Raw genomic sequence first — 18,836 nt, forward strand, 5'->3', positions numbered from 1 at the left:
TACCCGGCACCCCGTGAACCCGTTCTAGGATAGGGGTGCGGTTCTGGATAAAGAGCGGCGACCAATGACGCAGGGTGTCCGCCAGAAAGCCAGCGGTCTGCCCCAGGAACTGACGAGCTTCGTGGGCCGCCGCCAGGAGATGGCGGACGTGAAACGGGCGCTGTCCGATTCACGGCTCGTGCCCCTGACGGGATTCGGTGGCATGGGGAAGTCGCGGCTGGCGCTACACGTGTCGCACGAGTTGCGTCGAGCCTTCCCCGACGGAGCACATCTGGTCGGATCGCGGTCTACCGAGGTGATCCGGACATCGACCTGGGCGCGTCGTCCGGGCAGGGCATCGACCGGCTCATCACCAGCCTGTTCGGGACCACCGAGGTGTGCCGGGACGACCCGGGCATCGACGTCTTCCGCTCCCGGTTGGAGGCGATGGACACCGGCGGCTTGCAGTACGAGGCCCACCGCTTGCCATCTCGACGTCGAGACCAGTCGTCCCCTCCACGAGGATCGCTCGGCCTCTCCGGTTGGCGAACTTCATCAGCCACCGCTCCCAGATCGTTCGTGCTGTGAAGCCACCGGACGGCCTCCAGCCGGCAGCACGGCCGACATTAAGGAGCAACGTATGAGCGCGCAAGCATTGAGTTGGGTCGCACGCGGGGCTCGCGCATTTCCTGTGACCAACGGCCAATGGGCCGGTGTTTCTTGGTCAGCTGGACCAAGACGTCATCGGCACCACTGCCTTCTACTCGTCAACGGTCTCACCACAGCCCTACACCGACATGGCTTTCCGCGGCTCCTACTACGCCGAGGACAACGGCGTCGGCGCTGCCTACTACCGGCGGATGCTCACCGCATTCTTCCGCGAGAACGCCGATCTCGGCGACCGGACGGTGTTGCGGGACTTGGCCACCGAAGTAGGGCTCGACCCGGCAAAGTACGATCAAGCGCTCGACGCGTCCCGGTACGCCGACCGGCACGCCCGCGAACTCCAACACTCGTACGACCTCGGAATCCAGGCAGTGCCCACGCTTTTCATCGGTGACCAGCCCTCAATGGCGTCGCCACTCCCGGCGTCATCACCCGCGCCCTCGATGCCGCCGCAGCTTCCTAAGCCTCAACGCGTCCCCAGGCTCGATGCGCGGGCCTTGAGTTGCGGTGCGAGGGAAAGAGATTCGCACTCCTCGCCGTTGATGAGGCGGATGAGGGTGCGTGCGGCTTCGTAACCCATCTCCCACATGGGAGAACGCACCGAGCTCAGCGGCACTGCGAGTTCGGCCGCCAGCGGAACATCGTTGAAACCGACCACCGCCACGTCATCTCCCGCGCGCAGGCCCGCATCCCGGATCGCACCCAGTGCGCCGATCGCGGCGAAGTCGTTGACGGCGAACAGCGCGGTCGGTCGCGGATCGAGTCGCAGGAGGATCTCGGCGGCTTCCCTGCCTCCGCGCACGTCGAACCGCGATTCCAGAACGTGCGCTTCCGGGAGGTCGACGCCCTGCTCCGCGCAGACGTCCTGGAACCCCCGGGTTCGCTCGACCCCGGTAGAGGCGTAGGGCTCGCCGGCGATCACGGCGAGATCGCGATGCCCGAGCTCGAGGAGGTGCTCGGCCGCCAGCCTGCCGCCGAGCCGGTCGTCGCAGGTGACCGAGAGGACTCCAGGCAATCGCCGGGAGGTGAGCACGACGTTGCTCCCGCGGTCGATCAGTTCGTGGACCAAGCCCGAATCGCTGCGTGCGTCCCCGAGGATCAATCCCCCTACCCTGGCGGCGAGCAAGGTCTCGACCCGTATCCGCTGGGTGTCGAGGTCATCGCCGCTGTTGGCGACGACGGTCTGGTAGCTGGCGGCCGCGGAGCCGCTTTCGATGCCTTCGTAGATCGTGGCCAGCACGATGTCGGTCAGTCGCGGCACGACCACGCCGAGCATGTTCGACCTACCGGTGCGCAGGCTTGCCGCGGCCGGGTTCGGGAGGTATCCCAGCTCCCTGGCCACCGCGCGGACGCGCTCGGCGGTCTTGCGGCCGACCCCCTCCCCGCCGCGAATGGCCCGGGAGACAGTGGTGGCGTGCACCCCAGCGGCCTCAGCGATGTCGGCGAGCGTCGGGGGCCGGGAGAGACTTCCCTCCGACCGGCTCGGGTCCGGCACCCCGAAGTCGGCCATCCCATCACTCACTGTCGTCCCGCTCTCCTTCGCAATGACGCCGTTCAACGTCATTGTTGCCCATCGACTACCGAGCGACTCCGGGTCGGCTCTGTTACGGCTCCATTTCCCTCTTGACTGCGCCCTGGGTCACACGCATCATCCTACGCAATCGTTAGCGCAATCGTTAGAGCGGAGGAACTGTGCAACATCTCGCCCTGCTCGGTACAGGTGGCACCATCGCCACCCGCAGCACCCCGAACGGCCGCCGGGTCGAAGTCGGGGCCGCCGAGCTACTCGGAGCCGCGAAGGACGTCTGGGCTCTCACCGAGGTCGACATCGACACCCGGGACCTGACCGGCGTCACCAGCTTCGCCGCGACGATCCCCGATGTGCTCGCGCTGGTGGAGGCCGTTCAGGCCGCAGCGACCGGCGCCGACGGGGTGGTGGTGACGCATGGAACCGACTCCCTCGAGGAGACGGCGTTCCTGCTCGCGCTGGCACACGCTGGTCCGCAACCAGTGGTGCTCACCGGCGCGCAGCGCCCGTTCGACGACCCCGCGCCGGACGGCCCGCGCAATCTCGCCGCGGCGCTGCGCTGGGCGGCGGAGCCGCAAGCCCAGGAAACCGGCGTCACCGTCGTCTTCGGCAACGAGGTCCTGCCAGCCGTAGGTGTGCGCAAAACTCACACCCTCGCGCTCCAGGCGTTCTCCGCGCCGGGCCGATCACCGATCGGTCACGTCGACGAGGCGGGCGTGCGCGTGCAGGGGGTCGCGCCCCGCGTACCGCTGCTGCCACCTGGCACCACCGATCTCCCGAGAGTGGACATCGCCGGGCAGTACCTCGGCGCGGACACCTCCTCGCTGCACCACGCGGTCGCCAACGGCATGCGCGGGCTGGTGGTGGCCGGCTTCGGCTCCGGCAACACCACGCCCGAGACCACGCAGGTCTGCCTGCGACTGCTGTCGGATGGCATTCCCGTGCTGATCACGAGTCGCACCGGTGCGGGTCCGGTCGCCGGTCTCTACGCCGGAGGCAGTGCCGATCTTGCGGCGGCAGGCGCGGTGTTCGCCGGCGACCTCTCACCTTGGCAGGCCCGCCTGCTGCTGGCCGCCGCGCTCTCGGGCGAGCAGCAGCCCGATCAAGTCGCGCGGCGCTGTCTGACCTGGCTGCGCGATGCCCGCGTGGTGTCCCCAGCGGCCACGAGCAGCTGAACGCAGTCCGATCACGAACGGAAGGGAAAGTGAGCGTCATGGCCAAGGAAATCCTGGTGGCGTACGGGGTCGATGTCGATGCGGTCGGCGGCTGGCTCGGCTCCTACGGAGGCGAAGATTCGCCGTGCGACATCTCGCGTGGCCTGTTCGCAGGCGAGGTCGCCGTCCCGCGAATGCTGGAGCTGTTCCGCCGCACCGGCCTTCCCACGACCTGGTTCTGGCCGGGGCACTCCATCGAGACCTTCCCGGAGCAGTTCGACGCATGTGTGCAGGCTGGTCACGAGATCGGCGTCCACGGCTACAGCCACGAGAACCCAATCGCGATGAGCCGCGAGCAGGAATCCGACATCCTGGACTACTGCATCGACCTGATCGAGAAACGGGCAGGCCGTCGCCCCACCGGCTACGTCGCACCGTGGTGGGAGTTCTCCCCGGTGACCAACGAGCTGCTGCTCGAGCGCGGCATCAAGTACGACCACTCGCTCATGCACCGGGACTTCGAGCCGTACTACGTCCGGGTCGGCGATTCCTGGTCCAAGATCGACTACGACGAGCCGGCTGAGACGTGGATGAAGCCACTCGCACGCGGGCACGAGACGAGCCTGGTCGAAATCCCGGCCTCCTGGTACCTCGACGACCTGCCCCCGATGATGTTCGTCAAGGCCAGCCCGAACAGCCACGGCTTCGTCAGCCCGCGTGATCTCGAAGTCATGTGGCGGGACCAGTTCGACTGGGTCTACCGGGAATCCGAGTACGCGGTGTTCACGATGACCGTGCACCCGGACGTCTCCGGGCGCCCGCAGAACCTGCTCATGCACGAGCGGCTCATCGACTACATCGGAGGCCACGAAGGCGTCCGCTGGGTCACCTTCGACGAGATCGCCGACGACTTCCTCCGACGCAGCCCGCGCGGCTGAATCCGCCCGTGGAGGCGACGGCGCCCCGTCGCCTCCACGGCTCTCTCGCACACCGCGGCTCCCGCCATCCGCCGCCTCCCCACACACGGAGTCCTGCCATGTCCGAAAAACCCGACGTCCTGCCGCCTGGCGGCGCACCGCTGAACGCCCGAATGATCCGCAGAGTTTCGCTGGTCTGCTTCTTGGCCTGGGTGTTCAGCGTCTTCGACCACACGCTGTTCGGGACTCTGCTCCCCGAGATCGCCATCGACTTCGGATGGAGCTCGGCCGAGAGCACCGCAGTGGCCACCTGGGTCACCGCTGGAACATTCATCGTCTCGCTCGCGGTCGGCCCTATGCTCGACCGCCTGGGTCGCAAACCCGCCCTGATGATCACCACCGCCGGTGCCGCCCTGACCTCCGGGGTCAGCTCGATCGCGGGCGGCAAGATCGCCATGGTCCTGGTCCGGTCGTTCTCCGGTCTCGGCTACTCCGAAGAAGTCGTGAACAGCGTCTACCTCAACGAGGTCTACGGCCGCAAGGGCAAGCGGGGCTTCATGTACAGCTTCGTCCAAAGTGGATGGCCGGTGGGAGCGTTGCTCGGTGCTGCGCTCACCGCGGCATTCCTCCCCGCGATCGGCTGGCGCGGCGTGTTCCTGTTCGCGACGTTCCCGGCGATCGTGATCGTTCTGCTGGCCTGGCGACTGCCCGAATCACCGGTCTTCGTGAACATGCGGCACGTGCGCAAACTCCGCCGTGAGGGGCGCTCGGAGGAGGCCGACCAGGTGGCGGCCGCGGCGGGCATCGAGGACGAGCGCGCAGGCACAGTGCGCGATGTCTTCGCACCAGGATTGCGCATGCACACCTTCTGCCTGTCGACAGCGTGGTTGCTGAACTGGATGGCCATCCAGGTCTTCTCCGTGCTGGGCACGACCGTGCTCACCGAAGCCAAGGGCGTGTCGTTCGACAACGCCTTGCTGGTGCTGATCTTGGCCAACGCCGCGGGATTCACCGGTTACCTCTTCCACGGCTACCTCGGTGACCGCATCGGACGACGCATCACGATCATCATCGGTTGGCTGATCGGTGGCGTGGTGATGACGGTGATGCTGTTCGGTCCGGTCGCCGCCGTCATCCCGCTCTACGCCGTGGGCTTGTTCTTCCTCACCGGCCCCTACGCCGCGCTGCTGTTCTACATGGGCGAGTCATTCCCCGCCCACGTCCGCGGCATCGGCCCCAACACCGCCCACATCATGGGCCCGGTCGGCGCAATCGTCGGCTCCGCGGTGCTCTCTGCCCTCGTCGGCACGGGGTACTCGATGACGTTCGCGGCCTTCTGCGCCGGCTCGCTGGGTCTGATCGGCTCCAGCATCGCGATGCTCGGCACCCGCAAGGTCAACCAGGAGTCGACCCAGGAGTCGGCCACACCCACCGCGACCACGAACTGAGGAGAATCCACAATGAGCTCCGTCTCGAATCTGACCGCTCGGGATGACGGCCTCGCTGGCAAGGTCGCGGTGATCACCGGTGGCGCGAGCGGGATCGGTCGTGCCCTCGCGCTGGCCTATGCCCGTGCCGGCGTCACCAGCATCCTCGGCTATCACCCGGGAGATCCGCACGACCCCACCGCCGCGGTCGCCGATGTCGAATCCGCGGGAGGCCGTGCGCTCGCCATCCCCGCGGACGTCAGCGATCCGGCGGCGGTGCGAACGCTCGTCGAGACGGCGATCGGCGAATTCGGCAGGCTCGACATCGCCGTCGCCAACGCCGGCATCTTGCGACGGGCCCCGATCTCCGAGATGACCGACGAGCGCTGGGACGACATGCTCAGCGTCGATCTCACCGGAGTTCTTCGACTGGTGCGCTCCGCAGCGGAGAAGATGGGCGAAGGGGGCGCGATGGTCGCCGTGTCCTCGATCGCCGGTGGTGTCTACGGCTGGGGCGACCACGCCCACTATGCGGCAGCCAAATCCGGTGTGCTGGGCCTGATCCGCTCGGTGAGCGTGGAATTGGCACCGCGCGGAATCCGCGCCAACGCGGTAATCCCCGGACTCATCGAAACACCGCAATCGCTCGACGCGGACAACTCGCTCGGGCCCGACGGGCTCGCCAAGGCCGGGCGGAGCATCCCGACCGGGCGCGTCGGCCGTGCCGACGAGGTGGCGCGGACGATCCGATTCCTCACCTCCGACGACGCCTCCTACATCACCGGCCAACAAGTGATCGTCGACGGCGGACTCACCGTCCGCTTCCCCGACTGACCCGCGAAAGGGAAGACCGCGATGACCACCTCCACCGGATCGCTGGCTGGACTCCACTGCCTGATCACCGGCGCCGCCAGCGGAATCGGCGCAGCGATCGCCACCGCTTTCGCCCAAGCCGGCGCCACCCTCGCGCTAGCCGACCTCGACGCGGACCGGCTGGAACATACGGCGACTGATCTCATCGGCATGCGGCACGCGCTCGACCTCACCGCCCCCGACGCGGTGCAGGCGCTGATCGACACCGAGATCGAACACGCCGGACGGATCGACGTCCTGGTCAACTGCGCCGGGATCCTCACCGAAATGCCGCTGGTCGACATGGACCTGGCGACCTGGCAACGCATGATCGATGTCGACCTCACCTCCGTTTTCCTCACCTGCCGCGCAGTGGTCCCGCACATGCTCCACGCCGGTGGCGGCCGGATCATCAACATCGCCTCGCAGCTGGGCCAGAAGGGCGGATCAGGACTCACCCACTACAGCGCCGCCAAGGCCGGCGTCATCGGATTCACCAAAGCACTGGCCAGGGAAGTCTCCGCGCGCGGAGTGCTGGTCAACGCGATCGCTCCCGGGCCGATCACCACACCGTTGATCGACGGCCTGAGCTCGGACTGGAAACAGGCGAAGGAGGCCGAACTGCCCCTCGGCCGATTCGGACTTCCCGAGGAGGTCGCACCCACCGCCGTCCTGCTCGCTTCCGACCCGGGAGGCAACCTCTACACCGGTCAAACGTTGGGCCCCAACAGCGGCGACGTGATGGTGTAGGCGATGTGCGGAACCTGTGGGAGTGCGCAGGCCGGATGGCCGGAGCGCATCGCACCGCTGCGGCCCGGGGCAGCCGAGCGGCGCGCCCGCGCATTGGCAGCGCTGCTCGGCTCGCACGGTCGCAGTGCCGCCCGCCGGGTCACGGTCACCACGTGGCCCGGCGGCGGCGTGCGCTGGAGAAGCCCGAGCGGCTGGTCCTTCGCACCGTCGCTGTCGGAAGCGGTACGAGACCTGACCCACCGCTACGGGCCGTTGGTGCCGACTCCGAAGTCGGTCTCACCGTGCGACGAGGAACGCGTCCTCCCCTTCTCCGTCACTCCCGAAGCTGCCGCTGCCTGGTGCACCGCGGCTGTTGAGGCAGGCTGGACGCGGCTGCACCCCTGTACATTGAAACTCCACGATCGAACGATCGTCTTGAGCGCCCGCCAAGGACACTCGCACCAACTTCCCAACGCCGATCCGAGCCTGCGGACACCACACGAGAAGGCAGAACTGCTGGCGCACTGGGCAACTGCGCTGCACGAGTTCCAGATCACGACATAGGCTGAAGGATCCCCCGTTCTCGCCGCCTTACAAGACTGATCAACAGCTGCCCAGACTTGCACACCGCACCCGTGCTCCGGCTGTACCGGCGACTTCGATGCTCTGCTCGTCGTCCTGGTGGGCGCCCATCGGTAGCAGCTCGGCGAGCATCGGGCCAAGGACCAGCGGATTGAGCTGGAGCGACACTGAATGGGGTTCGGGGCGGACGCTCTGGATCAGGTCGCCCGCCCGGTAGTCCCATGCTTGTGGGTGAAACACAAGGTGGTCCATGCCGCGCGTCAACGCAGTAAGCATTGCCGTTTCCAGCTCGCGTTGGTCGTGAGCCTGCGCGTCGGGAATCACGAACTCGCGCAGTGCCCGGGGCACCGGGGACTCTGTAGGAGCTTGATCAGGGATCCGAACGCGGCAGTGGAGCGAACGCACCAGGCGGGCACTTTCGTTTGCAGCAGTTTCGCCAGGCCCATTCGGGCGATCACGTTCGAGGGCCTTTGATTTCACTCAATACTGATACTACTGGATCTATCAACCGCTGTTGCTCACGTTGGTCGCCAGCCTGGCAGCTGAGCATACGCTCCGTTGGCCCGGCGGGATGAGACTCTGAAGCCACACCCGTGCGGGAGAGATCTACGAGGAGAATTGTGCTGGCCATCGGTCTGTTGGTTGCGTTCGACATCATTGTGGTGGGCGGCGCTGTGGTCCTGGCTATTGCTCGGCCGGACGACCCCTGGCGGATCTCGGTGGTGATGATGTTGCTGCTGACCATCCTGATGGGCGCCACGGCTGATCCGCGCGCGTTCTTGCTCACCGGGGGCCTGGTCATCGCCTTCGGTACTGGCCGCGCCACACACCGTCTACGCCAGCACCGTTCCAGCCGGGACTGCCAGGGCTGAAGGTGCTAGCCGTGGCGTATGTCTGGGTGCGGGCCCGGTTCAGTCTTCTCGAGTAGTCGACGAACGGTCTCGATCTCGTCGGGCGGGCGGAACTCGGGTACGAGGCCGGCTTGTCGCCATCGTGCTAGGAGGCGTTCGCGTGCGCGTGGTGTGAGCCCTCCCCGGATCCCGTGTTGATCCCCGATGGGCCGGAGCAGTTCCTCGGCGAGGCAGTCGGTGCGGACTGGGCAGGTGGCACAGACTTCAGCGGCTCGTCGTTGTCGCCAGCGTGCTTGGTCTTTGGGTTCTGCATAGCCTTCGGGGCCGAACCAGAGCTCGAGCATGGTGTCGAGGCAGGCTGCGTGGTCGCTCCAGTGTTCCTTCATCGCGGCCGCACCTCCGTGAGCTCGAGGTCGCTGCGCGACCGTGGGTTGATGAGGTCCGCGGGTGGCGACTTGTGGTGGTTGGTGTGGGGGTGGCGTTTCGCCGCGTACATGGCCGCGTCCGCGGCAACTAGCGCCGCTGCGAGAGCGGTGCCTGGTGGCGGCGTGACTGTGCCGATGGCAGCGCCGACGCTGACGGCGCCGATTCCATTGACTTGTACTGGTCTGGCGAGGCTGGCCTGCAGCTGGTCGGTATCTCCGTCGGTGTGGTAAGTGGTGAGGAAGACCAGTTCGTCGCCGCCGTAGCGCCCGATGGTCGCGTGTGGCCCGAGTTGGTCGCGGAGTCGGTTCGCGGTGGCGCGTAGGACTTCGTCTCCGGCGTGGTGGCCGTGGCGGTCGTTGATGGTTTTGAAGTCGTCCATGTCCACCAGCCCCAGCACCCAGGGCTGATCGAGGTGCCGCCACACGGTGCGCGCCGCGTGTTCCCAGGTTCGGCGGTTGAGCAGTCCGGTGACGTGGTCGTGTTGGGCGTCGGCGAGCGCTCGCTGGGTGTGGTGGCACTCGCGGCGCATGTGGTGGAGTTCGCGGGTGCGTTGGCGGAGGTGTCGGGTGGTGGTGGCCCAGCCGGTGGCGGTCGCCAGAGCGCCGGCCGCGAGCGCCAGCGTGGCTGGGCGGGGCTCGGGAAGCTCTACTGGGCCTCGGGACAGAGGTCGAGGGCATGCACAGACAAGTGGCGGGCGTAGAGATGTCGGCTGCGTAGCGCGCGGGCCCGGACGGTAGGCCCCGTACATGTTTGGCTTGGCCTGATACACCGACTGCCAGTGCGCGTTGAGCCTGTCCCAGGTCAGCGGTCATCGCGCCTCAGTTTCAGTACGCCGTGCGGGGTGTGGCCGTGTGGATGGTTGGTCAGGTGGTTTCCACCGGTAGCTCGGCGAGGCGCCATTCGAGCATTCCGTCGGCGAGGCGGCGGGCAGTGCGGCCGTGCGCGGTGAGCAGCCGCACCGCGTCGTGCGCGAATACGCAGTAGGCGCCGCGGCAGTAGGCGACGATTTCCTGGTCTGCCGGGATATCGCTGAGCTTGTCGGCCAGCTCCTCCACGGGGACGGACACTGCACCGGGGATGTGGCCGGCCTGGTACTCCTCACGGGGCCGCACGTCGAGCACGATCACGTCGCCACTCTCGGCTCGGCGCAGCAGCTCGTCGCGGGTGACGTACTCGGCGTCGTCCGGGCCGAGGTAGGCGGTGCTGGCCGCTTCCACATCGGGCAGGTGGGCACTGGCCACAGTGCGCGTGAGCGCGTAGAGCGCGGCGACGTCAGAGCCGGCCAGCCGGTAGTGGACCTTCGTGCCCTCCCGGCGAGTGGTGACCAGGTTGGCCTGCTTGAGCGTCTGCAGATGCGCCGACGCGGTGGTCAGACCCAGTTCCGCCGCACGCGCCAACGCCTCGACCGTGCGCTCACCCTGCGCGAGCAGATCCAGCAGTTCCAACCGCTTGCCGCTGCCCAGCGCCTTGCCGACACGGGCGAACTGATCGAACAGGGCCGTCTTCGCGTCTCGCTCACCCATCAATCCTCCAATCTTTCATGGAATAGTGTATAACAAAAGGCACATGCGGAGAACACGCCCGGAAGGAGCGCTCGCGATGAGCACCGTTGACCTCGTACCGCTGATCGACGAGGGCCTGGGCAATTCCGCCTACCTCGTTGATCTGGGAGACGGGCGCGCGCTCGTGGTCGATGTCAGCCTCGACTTGCGGGCCGCCCAGCAGGCCGCGCATCGAAGGGGGTTGACCGTGGCGTTCGCCGCGGACACCCACCTGCATGCCGATTTCGTTTCCGGCGCCCGCCAGTTGTCGGCGACAGAAGGCGCCCGGATCCTGGCTTCGGCCGCCGGGCACCGGGAATTCCGCCACACCGGACTGCACGACGAAGACGAGATCGATCTCGGCGGACTCCGACTGCGCGCCCTGGCCACTCCCGGACACACCCACGAGCACCTCTCGTTCCTGCTGCTCGACGGCGACCGGCCGGTTGGCGTGTTCACAGGGGGCTCGTTGCTGGTCGGTTCGGCAGCGCGCACCGACCTGATCGCGCCCGAACAGACAGAACCGTTGGCCCGCCAGCAGTACGCTTCGCTGCGCAGGCTCGCCAGCCTGCCTGACGAGGTCGCAGTCTGGCCCACCCACGGTGCCGGGTCATTCTGCTCGGCACCGCCCGGTGCGCAGCGCACCAGCACGATCGGTGCGGAGAAGACCACCAACCCGCTGCTCGGGGCCGAGAGCGAGGACGCGTTCGTGGCAGCGCTGTCCGGATCGCTCGGCAGCTTCCCCGACTACTTCCTGCGCCTGGCCGAGGTCAACCGCCGGGGCCCGGCAGTGCTCGGCACCGACCCCGCACTACCCGGACTGGATGTGACGCGGGTGCGGTCGCTGCTGGCCGAAGGAGCGCAGGTGGTCGACGTGCGGCCGGTACCCGAGTTCGCCGCGGGACACATTCCCGGGGCGCTGTCGATTCCGCTGCGTCCAGTCTTCGCCTCATGGCTGGGCTGGCTCGCCGACCCGGAACGTCCGCTGATCGTCGTGCGCGGAGACGAGCAGGTCCCGGCTGAGATCGCCTGGCAGGCGGCCAAGATCGGTTGCACCAACATCGCTGGAGAACTCCATGGCGGCCTGCACGCGTGGATCGCCGATGAGCAGGACATCACCGCCACACGGCTGGTGCGCGCCGAGGAGATCAACCGGGAGAACGTTCTCGACGTCCGCCAAGTCCCGGAGTTCGCTGCCGGGCACGTACCCGGCTCCACTCACGTCGAGCTCGGCTCCCTCGCTGATCACGTCGAAGCACTGCCGCACGCACCAACCGTCGTGATGTGCGGGCACGGCGAACGTGCGATGGGAGCGGCCAGCGTGCTCGAACAAGCCGGGCACCGCGATCTCGCCGTCCTCGAAGGTGGCCCCGACGACTGGGCCCAGGCCACCGGCCGCCCGTTGGAGCACGGGGTATGAGTACCACCCCGGTGCGGTTGGGACTGCGCGCCAACCTCGCCCAGTTCAGCCTGCTCGTGGTGGTCAACGCCCTGGTCGGCGGCATGGTCGGCCAGGAGCAGACCGTGCTGCCGCTGCTGGCCGAGCGGGAGTTCCACCTCACCGGTTACACCGTCCTGCTGACCTACGTGCTCGTGTTCGGGCTCAGCAAGGCCGCCACGAACTACTTCGCCGGCACCTGGTCCGATCGTTTCGGGCGCAAGCCCGTCCTGATCGCGGGATGGCTCATCGCGATCCCCGTGCCGATGATGCTGATCTGGGCTGATCACTGGGGCTGGATCGTGGCCGCCAACCTCCTGCTGGGCATCAACCAGGGCCTGACCTGGTCCACGACCGTGATCATGAAGATCGATCTCGTCGGTCCCCGGCAACGCGGGCTCGCGATGGGCTTCAACGAAGCCGCCGGGTACGGCGCCGTCGCGATCACCTCGGCCTTGGCCGGCTACCTCGCCGAGCAGTACGGGCTGCGCCCCGCACCCTTCCTGCTCGGCGCGGCCTATGTCGTGCTCGCCCTCGCACTGTCCACACTGGCCGTCCGCGAAACACGCGAACACGCTCGACTCGAGGCAAGCCAGCCGCCATCTGGCAGCTTCACCGGCCAGCACACCGATCTGACCAACCGGCAGGTCTTCGTCCGAACGACGGTCACCGACCCCGCGCTGTCCTCAGCCAGCCAAGCCGGGCTGGTCAACAACCTCAACTTCGGCCTGTCCTGGGGCTTGTTTCCCCTGCTGTTCGCCGGCGCCGGACTCGCGGTCGACCAGGTCGGCATCCTCGTCGCCCTCTACCCCGCCGTTTGGGGCATCGGACAACTCGCCACCGGAGCCCTCTCCGACCGATGGGGACGCAAGCACTTCATCACCGCGGGAATGCTCGTCCAAGCAAGCGCTCTCACCCTCATCGCCATCGTCGGCACCTTTCCGGCGTGGGCGATCGCGACCGCGTTGCTTGGCGCGGGCACCGCGATGGTTTACCCCACCCTGCTTGCCGCCATCGGCGATGTCGCCCACCCCGGGTGGCGCGCCCGATCGGTCGGCGTCTACCGACTCTGGCGCGACAGCGGCTACGCCGCCGGAGCCGTACTCGGCGGCATCGTCGCCGACCTCTGGGACCTACGCGCCGCCGTCTGGGCCGCAGCCGCCCTCAGCCTCGCCTCCGGCATCAGCGTCGCGATCCGCATGTACGAAACCCACCCCCGCACCGACCGCCGCCCCCTCAACCCCACCAAGGACACGGCATGACCATCCCCCAGGGACTGAGCCACGGCCCGATCTACCTGGACTACAACGCCACCACACCCGTCGATCCCCGCGTCGCCGAGGCGTGCTGGCCGTACCTGACCGAACACTTCGGCAACCCCTCGAGTGCTCACCACTACGGCCGCAACGCCCACGACGCCGTCAACACCGCACGCTCCGCACTCGCACAACTCCTCGGGGCCACCCCCGAAGAGATCGTGTTCACCAGCAGCGGCTCCGAGGCCAACACCCTCGCCATCCGGGGCGCCGCCCTGGCCCACCGCGACCGCGGCAACCACATTCTCACCCAAACCACGGAACATCCAGCGGTCCTCGCCGCCTGCGATGTCCTCCCCCAGCTGCACGGTTTCCGGGTCACTCGCCTGCCCGTCAGCCCAGACGGATTGGTCGATCCCGCCGAACTCGACGCCGCACTCACCGACGACACGGTCCTGGTTTCGATCATGCACGCCAACAACGAAACCGGCACCATCCAGCCCATCGCCGACCTCGCATCACGCGCCCACCGCCGCGGCGCGCTGTTCCACACCGACGCCTCCCAATCCACCGGCAAAATCAGCGTGTCGATCCAGGAACTCGGCGTCGACCTGCTGACCGTCACCGGCCACAAAATGTATGCGCCCAAAGACATTGGGGCCCTCTACCTCCGGCGCGGACTCGCCCTCGAACCAGCCATCTACGGCGGTGGGCAAGAACGCGGCCTACGAGCCGGAACCGAAAACGTCGCACTCATCGCCGCTCTCGGTCACGCCGCCCAGCTCACCCACGACAACCGCGAAACCGAAGAAGCACGACTCACGGAACTACGCGACCTTTTGCATGACCAGCTCGACCAACGCCTGCCCGGCCGCGTGCACCTTAACGGCCACCCAGCACTACGCCTCCCCAACACGCTCAACATCAGCATCGACGGCACTCAAGGCGACCACATCCTCACCACCACGTCCGAACTCGCAGCATCAACGGGCTCCGCCTGCCACGAAGGCGAAACCCAACCATCCACAGTGCTCACGACAATGGGCACTACACCCGCACGAGCCCGCGCCGCACTCCGACTCACCCTCGGACGCTGGACCACCACCCACGACATCACCCAAGCCGCCACCCTGCTCGCCGAGGCGGCCCGCACCCAGCACTGAAACACTGAAGCGGGAGTGGTGGAGCTCATCGGCAACGTGGCTCCAGAATCTCCTGCGGCACGGCGGCGGCGGTCGTGCACCAGAGCGCGCTCGAGTTCGGCGAAGGCCACTTCTCCGTGGGCGCGGCGCATGTTGTCGTAGCCGGGATCGAGACGCTCGTTCCCATCCTCGAGGCCTATGTCCTTCGGAGGGTTCGGAACATGCCCCTTCGGCGAGGTGCCCTTGTTCCTGATCCGACCGTCGCGTCCGTGAACGACCGTCTCTCCCCCTGTGATACCGGTAATCTCCCGCGCTCTTTCTGCCGCCTCGCCGCCTCATCCGGATGAACCTTGTCCGATCAACCCTTTTCACAAGGATCAAGGACGGTAGCTAGCCGAGAAGGCCCCTCCGCCGATAGCGCGGACGCGCAACCACTCGGGGACGCCCAAAATCCGATGAACACTGGCCATGTCGACCTTGAATCGCCTTGACGCAAGAGCCACCCATACCGCCGTCGCCGACGCACCCGACAGGCCGGTTCCAGGTAGGGGGTGCTGCCCGTGGGCTACCGGCTGGCCGCCTTCGAGCTGGATGTGTGACAGGCGCTACGGACCTAGAGATGCCCGTGACGGGTCAGCCGGCCGCCCGGTTGGATTCATCAGCTTGCCTTGTCGGAGTTGCGCCGGCGACGAACGATTCGAGATCGTCGAGGGTCTGCTGCATGTGCTCGTCCATGGCTGCGCGGGCTGCGCGGCGATCGCCTGAGGCGATGGCGGAGCGAATGGCGCGGTGGTGACGCAGGGCGTGGTCCCGGATCTCGGGAACGCTCGACGTTTCGGTGCGTGATCGCTCGAGCTGGCGCCGCTGCTGGGTCGAGGAGAAAACCGGCGGCCAGACATCCGCCTCCAACGTCCTCACGATCGACCTCGCGGCGCTGCGAACGGACCGCGAGTCCGTCGTCGCCACCCTGATGCAGGCAGCATCGGCACAACCGATCGTCGTCGACATCGTCGACGAGTCCGACATGCGGCAACTCGTCCTCGCTCTCCACGAGGCCAGGGACGCGGGCCGCCGTTTCCTCCACCGGGTCGGCCCTCCCTTCGTCCGAGCGCTGATCGGACAGGATCCCCGCCAGCCTCTGCGAGCGACCGAGCTCAACGCCCTCAACGGTGAGACCCACACCGCCACCCGGGGCGGACTCGTAGTCGTCGGGTCGCACGTCTCGGCCACCACGCGGCAGCTCGACGCACTGCGCGAGCGCCATGCCCCGGTCGAATTGGAGATCGACATCGACCAGGTGCGCGACGGCCGCCGGGAAGACCATCTCAGCGAACTCGCGCGGACCACGCGCGCAGCGCTGTCCCACGGCAACGTCGTCATCCGCACTGCACGGACGCTGGTTACCGGCTCGGACGCCCGCGACTCCCTCGCCATCGCCCGCACGGTCAGCGCCGCCGTCGTCGAGCTGGTCCGCCGTGTGGTCGAGAGCGTCACCCCGCGATTCGTGGTGGCCAAGGGCGGGATCACCTCATCCGACGTCGCCGCGCACGGGCTGGGCATTGAGCGCGCGTTCGTCCGCGGCCCGATGCTGCCCGGAATCGTCTCGCTGTGGGAGCCGATGGGCGGGCCCGTCAAGGGCGTTCCCTACGTCGTTTTCGCAGGCAACGTCGGCGGGCCCGAAGCGCTCGCGGATGTCGTCGAGACCCTTTCCCGCTGATAGCCACCAATTCAGAGGAGAAACACCATTAGCGAGAACCCGACCGTCGCCGTCCTGGGCCTCGGAGCAATGGGACTACCGATGGCCACGCGGTTGGCCCTCGGCCACCGAACCGTGAACGCCTACGACATCGATCCCGCCCGGCGCGAACTCGTCGCTGAACACGGTGCCGCCCCGTGCGGCTCAGCACGCGAGGCCGCTAGTGGCGCTGGCACCGTCATCGTCGCGGTGAGGGACAGCGCCCAGCTTGGGCAGGTGCTGTGGGGCTCCGACGGAGTCGCGGACGTGCTACCCCCCGGAGCGGCCGTCGTACTCACCTCGACCATCGGTGTCGACGCCGTCCGGACGGTCGCGGGCCGTCTCTCGGAGCAAAGCCTGCATTTGGTCGACGCGCCCGTGTCGGGTGGCCCGGTTCGAGCTGGCGAGGGCGAGCTGCTGATCACCGTCGGCGCGACCGACGAAGCGTGGGAGCTCAGCCAACCGGTTCTCGAGGAACTGGCGAGCACGCTGACCAGGATCGGGCCCGAGCCTGGTGCTGGCCAGGCCATGAAGACGGTCAACCAACTGCTGTGCGGTGTGCACATCGCGGCCGCAGCTGAGGCGCTGGCACTGGCCGATGCTTTAGGCTTGGACCAGCAGGCCGCCCTGGAGACCTTGATGGCCGGCGCCGCCGAGTCGTTCATGCTCGGGGACCGCGGCCCCCGAGCCATCCGCGCCTACGACGACGACACCGAGGTCCGCAGTCGGCTCGACATCTTCGTCAAGGACATGGCGATCGTCAACACGGCCGCCCGCGCAACGGGGCTGGCCGCTCCGGTCGCGGCCGCAGCCGAGCAGCTCTTCCTCCTGGGCTCGGCTCAAGGCAAGGGCGCCTCCGACGACTCCAGCGTCATCACCGTGATCGCTCCCCGCCCGAACCGCTGAACAAGCCTCGACTTCCCGGCGCTTGTCGCAGGGCCAAGCACTGCCGCCGCGAGATCGTGGACGCGATCTTCTACGTAGTCGACAACGGCACCAAATGGCGGGCCCTGCCAGCGGACTTTCCACCCTGGTCCACTGTGTACAACCACTTTTGCGGTGGGAATCCGCCGGTTCACCCAGGACTTGCTCGACGGGCTGCGTGACCGTGTCCGCCTGGCCGAAGGCCGCAACGAGCGCGGGCAGTATCGACTCCGCCTCGGTGAAAGCCGCCGAGACCGTGGGCGCGGCCAGTCGTGGTTTCGATGCGGGCAAGAAGATCAACGGCCGTAAGCGTCACATCGCCGTGGACACACTCGGTCTGCTGATCTGCGTGCTAGTCACCAGCGCGGGCATGCAAGACCGTGTCGCGGCACGCAACCTGCTGGCCCGGTTGCGGAATGTCTGCCCGAGCATCCGGCATCTGTGGGCCGATTCCGGCTACACCGGCACCCTCATCACCTGGGCCAGGACGTTGTTAGGTCTCACCGTCGAGATCGTTGCCAAACTCGCCGGTCAAACCGGCTTGGTCGTCCTGCGCCGACGATGGGTCGTCGAACGAACCCTGGCCTGGATCAACCAGCACCGCCACTGTGTCCGCGACTACGAACGACTCCCCGAACACCACGAAGCCATCGTCCGATGGGCCGTGATCCACACCACCAGCAAACGCCTCAGCTGAGTTCAGGAACAGGCTCTTAGCCTGCAGAGCTTTCCGAAAGCCGTGTTCGCAGCGTGCGGTGCTGGTCGAGATCAGCACCATGCCCGCCAGCCGACGAGCCCCGAGCTGGTGTAGCGGTCGATCTTGTCCCCGACGCGCTGGAGGGGTTCGGTGCCGGTGTCGTGTTCGAAAAACTTCCCAGCCACCTGCGGTGTTCGTGCCAGCAGCCGTAGCCATCCGAGGTGATCGCGTGCTCGTATAACTTGTGATCGATTCCTCGGACCGCCACGTGTGCAGCCCCTCACGATCGAAGCCCGACCTGTCCACGAGGTAGGTTCCGAGCCCAGTGCGGCGCGAATACTCGCCCAGCTCGGCGAAGAACTGGTTCACACCCAGCAGATGGCCCAGCTTCGGTGATTCCAGTACGCGCCGGCCTCAGCCAGCGCCAGCAACCTGTGCTGAGCGCGCGAGACTGACGGGAACGGCAAGGCACGAAGCTGGTCAGTGGTCAGCACACATGGCTCGGTCACCAAATCCAGCACCACACGATCCCGGGGCCTCAACTGCGCCCACAACGCCGCGAGGTCCATGGCGGATTGCAGGTCGTGGAGCAGTGGAACTCCGGCAACACCGTGCTTTTCTACGGCATAGACGGCGATCTCACCGGCCCCGACCGCGAACACAGCGAGGTGTCCATGCTCGCCTTGCACCTCCTCCAATCGGCACTGGTGCACGTCAACACCCTGCTGCTGCAACAGGTCCTGGCCGAACCGGCCTGGGCAGACACCCTCGACGAGGCCGACCGGCGCGGCCTGACACCGCTGTTCTGGTCAAACATCAACCCCTACGGCCGGTTCCGGCTGGACATGGACCGCCGCCTGAAATTGGAGGGAGTCTCCTAATGGGATCTACCGGGTCGGCTGATCGGGCAGACTCGGTGCCTGGTAGCCGCTGGTGAGTGAGCACTCTCCTCTCCTGGGCCTTGGAGTCCTGGGGTCAGATCGTGCCCTCAC

21 protein-coding genes are annotated in these 18,836 nt (G+C 67.3%); 15 read left to right on the forward strand and 6 right to left on the reverse strand.

The genetic code is table 11. The annotated features are described in order from the left end of the window. The first annotated feature begins 776 nt into the window (after nt 1–776). Nucleotides 777–1,220: a DsbA family oxidoreductase gene (locus tag R4I43_RS34480; protein ID WP_407691341.1), complete on the forward strand. Its 444-nt coding sequence runs from the start codon at nt 777–779 to the stop codon at nt 1,218–1,220. On the opposite strand, the gene R4I43_RS30700 is transcribed toward R4I43_RS34480, so the two are convergent. Beyond that, complete coding sequence (locus R4I43_RS30700) at nt 1,112–2,167, reverse strand: LacI family DNA-binding transcriptional regulator (RefSeq protein WP_324269200.1); 1,056 nt, start codon at nt 2,165–2,167, stop codon at nt 1,112–1,114. The genes R4I43_RS34480 and R4I43_RS30700 overlap by 109 nt on opposite strands. Before the next feature lie 170 nt (nt 2,168–2,337). On the opposite strand from R4I43_RS30700, the gene R4I43_RS30705 reads away from it, so the two are divergent. The 5 genes from R4I43_RS30705 (at nt 2,338) to R4I43_RS30725 (ending at nt 7,273) form a co-directional block, all read left to right on the forward strand. Next, entirely contained in the window at nt 2,338–3,348 is a 1,011-nt protein-coding gene (locus R4I43_RS30705) for an asparaginase (protein ID WP_324269201.1), read from the forward strand. A 38-nt stretch (nt 3,349–3,386) separates the two neighbouring features. After that, complete coding sequence (locus tag R4I43_RS30710) at nt 3,387–4,265, forward strand: polysaccharide deacetylase family protein (protein ID WP_324269202.1); 879 nt, start codon at nt 3,387–3,389, stop codon at nt 4,263–4,265. Between the two features lie 98 nt (nt 4,266–4,363). Continuing rightward, nucleotides 4,364–5,692 (forward strand): MFS transporter, encoded by a 1,329-nt coding sequence (locus R4I43_RS30715; protein WP_324269203.1) that lies wholly within the window; start codon nt 4,364–4,366, stop codon nt 5,690–5,692. A 12-nt stretch (nt 5,693–5,704) separates the two neighbouring features. Next, on the forward strand, nt 5,705–6,505 hold the full coding sequence (locus tag R4I43_RS30720; RefSeq protein WP_324269204.1) for an SDR family NAD(P)-dependent oxidoreductase: 801 nt from the start codon (nt 5,705–5,707) through the stop codon (nt 6,503–6,505). 21 nt (nt 6,506–6,526) lie between these two features. Then, nucleotides 6,527–7,273: an SDR family NAD(P)-dependent oxidoreductase gene (locus R4I43_RS30725; protein ID WP_324269205.1), complete on the forward strand. Its 747-nt coding sequence runs from the start codon at nt 6,527–6,529 to the stop codon at nt 7,271–7,273. Nucleotides 7,274–7,855: 582 nt separating this feature from the next. Here R4I43_RS30725 and R4I43_RS30730 read toward each other — a convergent pair. Continuing rightward, on the reverse strand, nt 7,856–8,182 hold the full coding sequence (locus tag R4I43_RS30730) for a hypothetical protein (protein WP_324269206.1): 327 nt from the start codon (nt 8,180–8,182) through the stop codon (nt 7,856–7,858). A 272-nt stretch (nt 8,183–8,454) separates the two neighbouring features. Here R4I43_RS30730 and R4I43_RS30735 point away from each other — a divergent pair, with 272 nt between their 5' ends. After that, complete coding sequence (locus R4I43_RS30735) at nt 8,455–8,706, forward strand: hypothetical protein (protein ID WP_324269207.1); 252 nt, start codon at nt 8,455–8,457, stop codon at nt 8,704–8,706. Nucleotides 8,707–8,711: 5 nt separating this feature from the next. Here R4I43_RS30735 and R4I43_RS30740 read toward each other — a convergent pair whose 3' ends face one another. From R4I43_RS30740 to R4I43_RS30750, 3 genes are all read right to left on the reverse strand, one after another. Further along, the gene (locus R4I43_RS30740) at nt 8,712–9,071 is read right to left on the reverse strand and encodes a WhiB family transcriptional regulator (protein ID WP_324269208.1); all 360 of its coding nucleotides are present in this window, start codon (nt 9,069–9,071) and stop codon (nt 8,712–8,714) included. After that, complete coding sequence (locus tag R4I43_RS30745; RefSeq protein ID WP_324269209.1) at nt 9,068–9,640, reverse strand: GGDEF domain-containing protein; 573 nt, start codon at nt 9,638–9,640, stop codon at nt 9,068–9,070. Before R4I43_RS30745 ends, R4I43_RS30740 begins: the two co-directional genes overlap by 4 nt. Before the next feature lie 334 nt (nt 9,641–9,974). Continuing rightward, nucleotides 9,975–10,634 (reverse strand): ArsR/SmtB family transcription factor, encoded by a 660-nt coding sequence (locus R4I43_RS30750; protein WP_324269210.1) that lies wholly within the window; start codon nt 10,632–10,634, stop codon nt 9,975–9,977. Nucleotides 10,635–10,710: 76 nt separating this feature from the next. Between R4I43_RS30750 and R4I43_RS30755 the strand changes: the two genes are divergently transcribed. From R4I43_RS30755 to R4I43_RS30765, 3 genes are read left to right on the forward strand one after another with little or no spacing between them, the layout of a single operon-like run. Further along, complete coding sequence (locus R4I43_RS30755) at nt 10,711–12,072, forward strand: MBL fold metallo-hydrolase (RefSeq protein ID WP_324269211.1); 1,362 nt, start codon at nt 10,711–10,713, stop codon at nt 12,070–12,072. After that, nucleotides 12,069–13,352 (forward strand): MFS transporter, encoded by a 1,284-nt coding sequence (locus R4I43_RS30760; RefSeq protein ID WP_324269212.1) that lies wholly within the window; start codon nt 12,069–12,071, stop codon nt 13,350–13,352. Before R4I43_RS30755 ends, R4I43_RS30760 begins: the two co-directional genes overlap by 4 nt. After that, on the forward strand, nt 13,349–14,509 hold the full coding sequence (locus R4I43_RS30765; RefSeq protein WP_324269213.1) for a cysteine desulfurase family protein: 1,161 nt from the start codon (nt 13,349–13,351) through the stop codon (nt 14,507–14,509). The genes R4I43_RS30760 and R4I43_RS30765 overlap by 4 nt, the downstream gene beginning before the upstream one ends. Before the next feature lie 612 nt (nt 14,510–15,121). Here R4I43_RS30765 and R4I43_RS30770 read toward each other — a convergent pair. Further along, complete coding sequence (locus R4I43_RS30770) at nt 15,122–15,397, reverse strand: FCD domain-containing protein (protein WP_324269214.1); 276 nt, start codon at nt 15,395–15,397, stop codon at nt 15,122–15,124. Here R4I43_RS30770 and R4I43_RS30775 point away from each other — a divergent pair. From R4I43_RS30775 to R4I43_RS30795, 5 genes are all read left to right on the forward strand, one after another. Further along, nucleotides 15,327–16,205, forward strand: a complete 879-nt coding sequence (locus tag R4I43_RS30775) for a four-carbon acid sugar kinase family protein (RefSeq protein WP_324269215.1) — start codon at nt 15,327–15,329, stop codon at nt 16,203–16,205. The two genes, R4I43_RS30770 and R4I43_RS30775, sit on opposite strands and share 71 nt — an antisense overlap. A gap of 54 nt (nt 16,206–16,259) precedes the next feature. Beyond that, nucleotides 16,260–17,129, forward strand: coding sequence for an NAD(P)-dependent oxidoreductase (locus tag R4I43_RS30780; protein WP_324269220.1), 870 nt, complete (start codon nt 16,260–16,262; stop codon nt 17,127–17,129). Further along, nucleotides 17,126–17,329 (forward strand): transposase, encoded by a 204-nt coding sequence (locus tag R4I43_RS30785; RefSeq protein WP_407691342.1) that lies wholly within the window; start codon nt 17,126–17,128, stop codon nt 17,327–17,329. Before R4I43_RS30780 ends, R4I43_RS30785 begins: the two co-directional genes overlap by 4 nt. Continuing rightward, entirely contained in the window at nt 17,326–17,844 is a 519-nt protein-coding gene (locus R4I43_RS30790; RefSeq protein ID WP_324269216.1) for a transposase, read from the forward strand. The genes R4I43_RS30785 and R4I43_RS30790 overlap by 4 nt, the downstream gene beginning before the upstream one ends. Before the next feature lie 584 nt (nt 17,845–18,428). Further along, on the forward strand, nt 18,429–18,725 hold the full coding sequence (locus R4I43_RS30795) for a Tn3 family transposase (protein ID WP_324269217.1): 297 nt from the start codon (nt 18,429–18,431) through the stop codon (nt 18,723–18,725). Nucleotides 18,726–18,836 lie beyond the last annotated feature (111 nt).

Source organism: Saccharopolyspora mangrovi (assembly GCF_035320975.1).
In the GTDB taxonomy this organism is placed as follows: domain Bacteria; phylum Actinomycetota; class Actinomycetes; order Mycobacteriales; family Pseudonocardiaceae; genus Saccharopolyspora; species Saccharopolyspora mangrovi.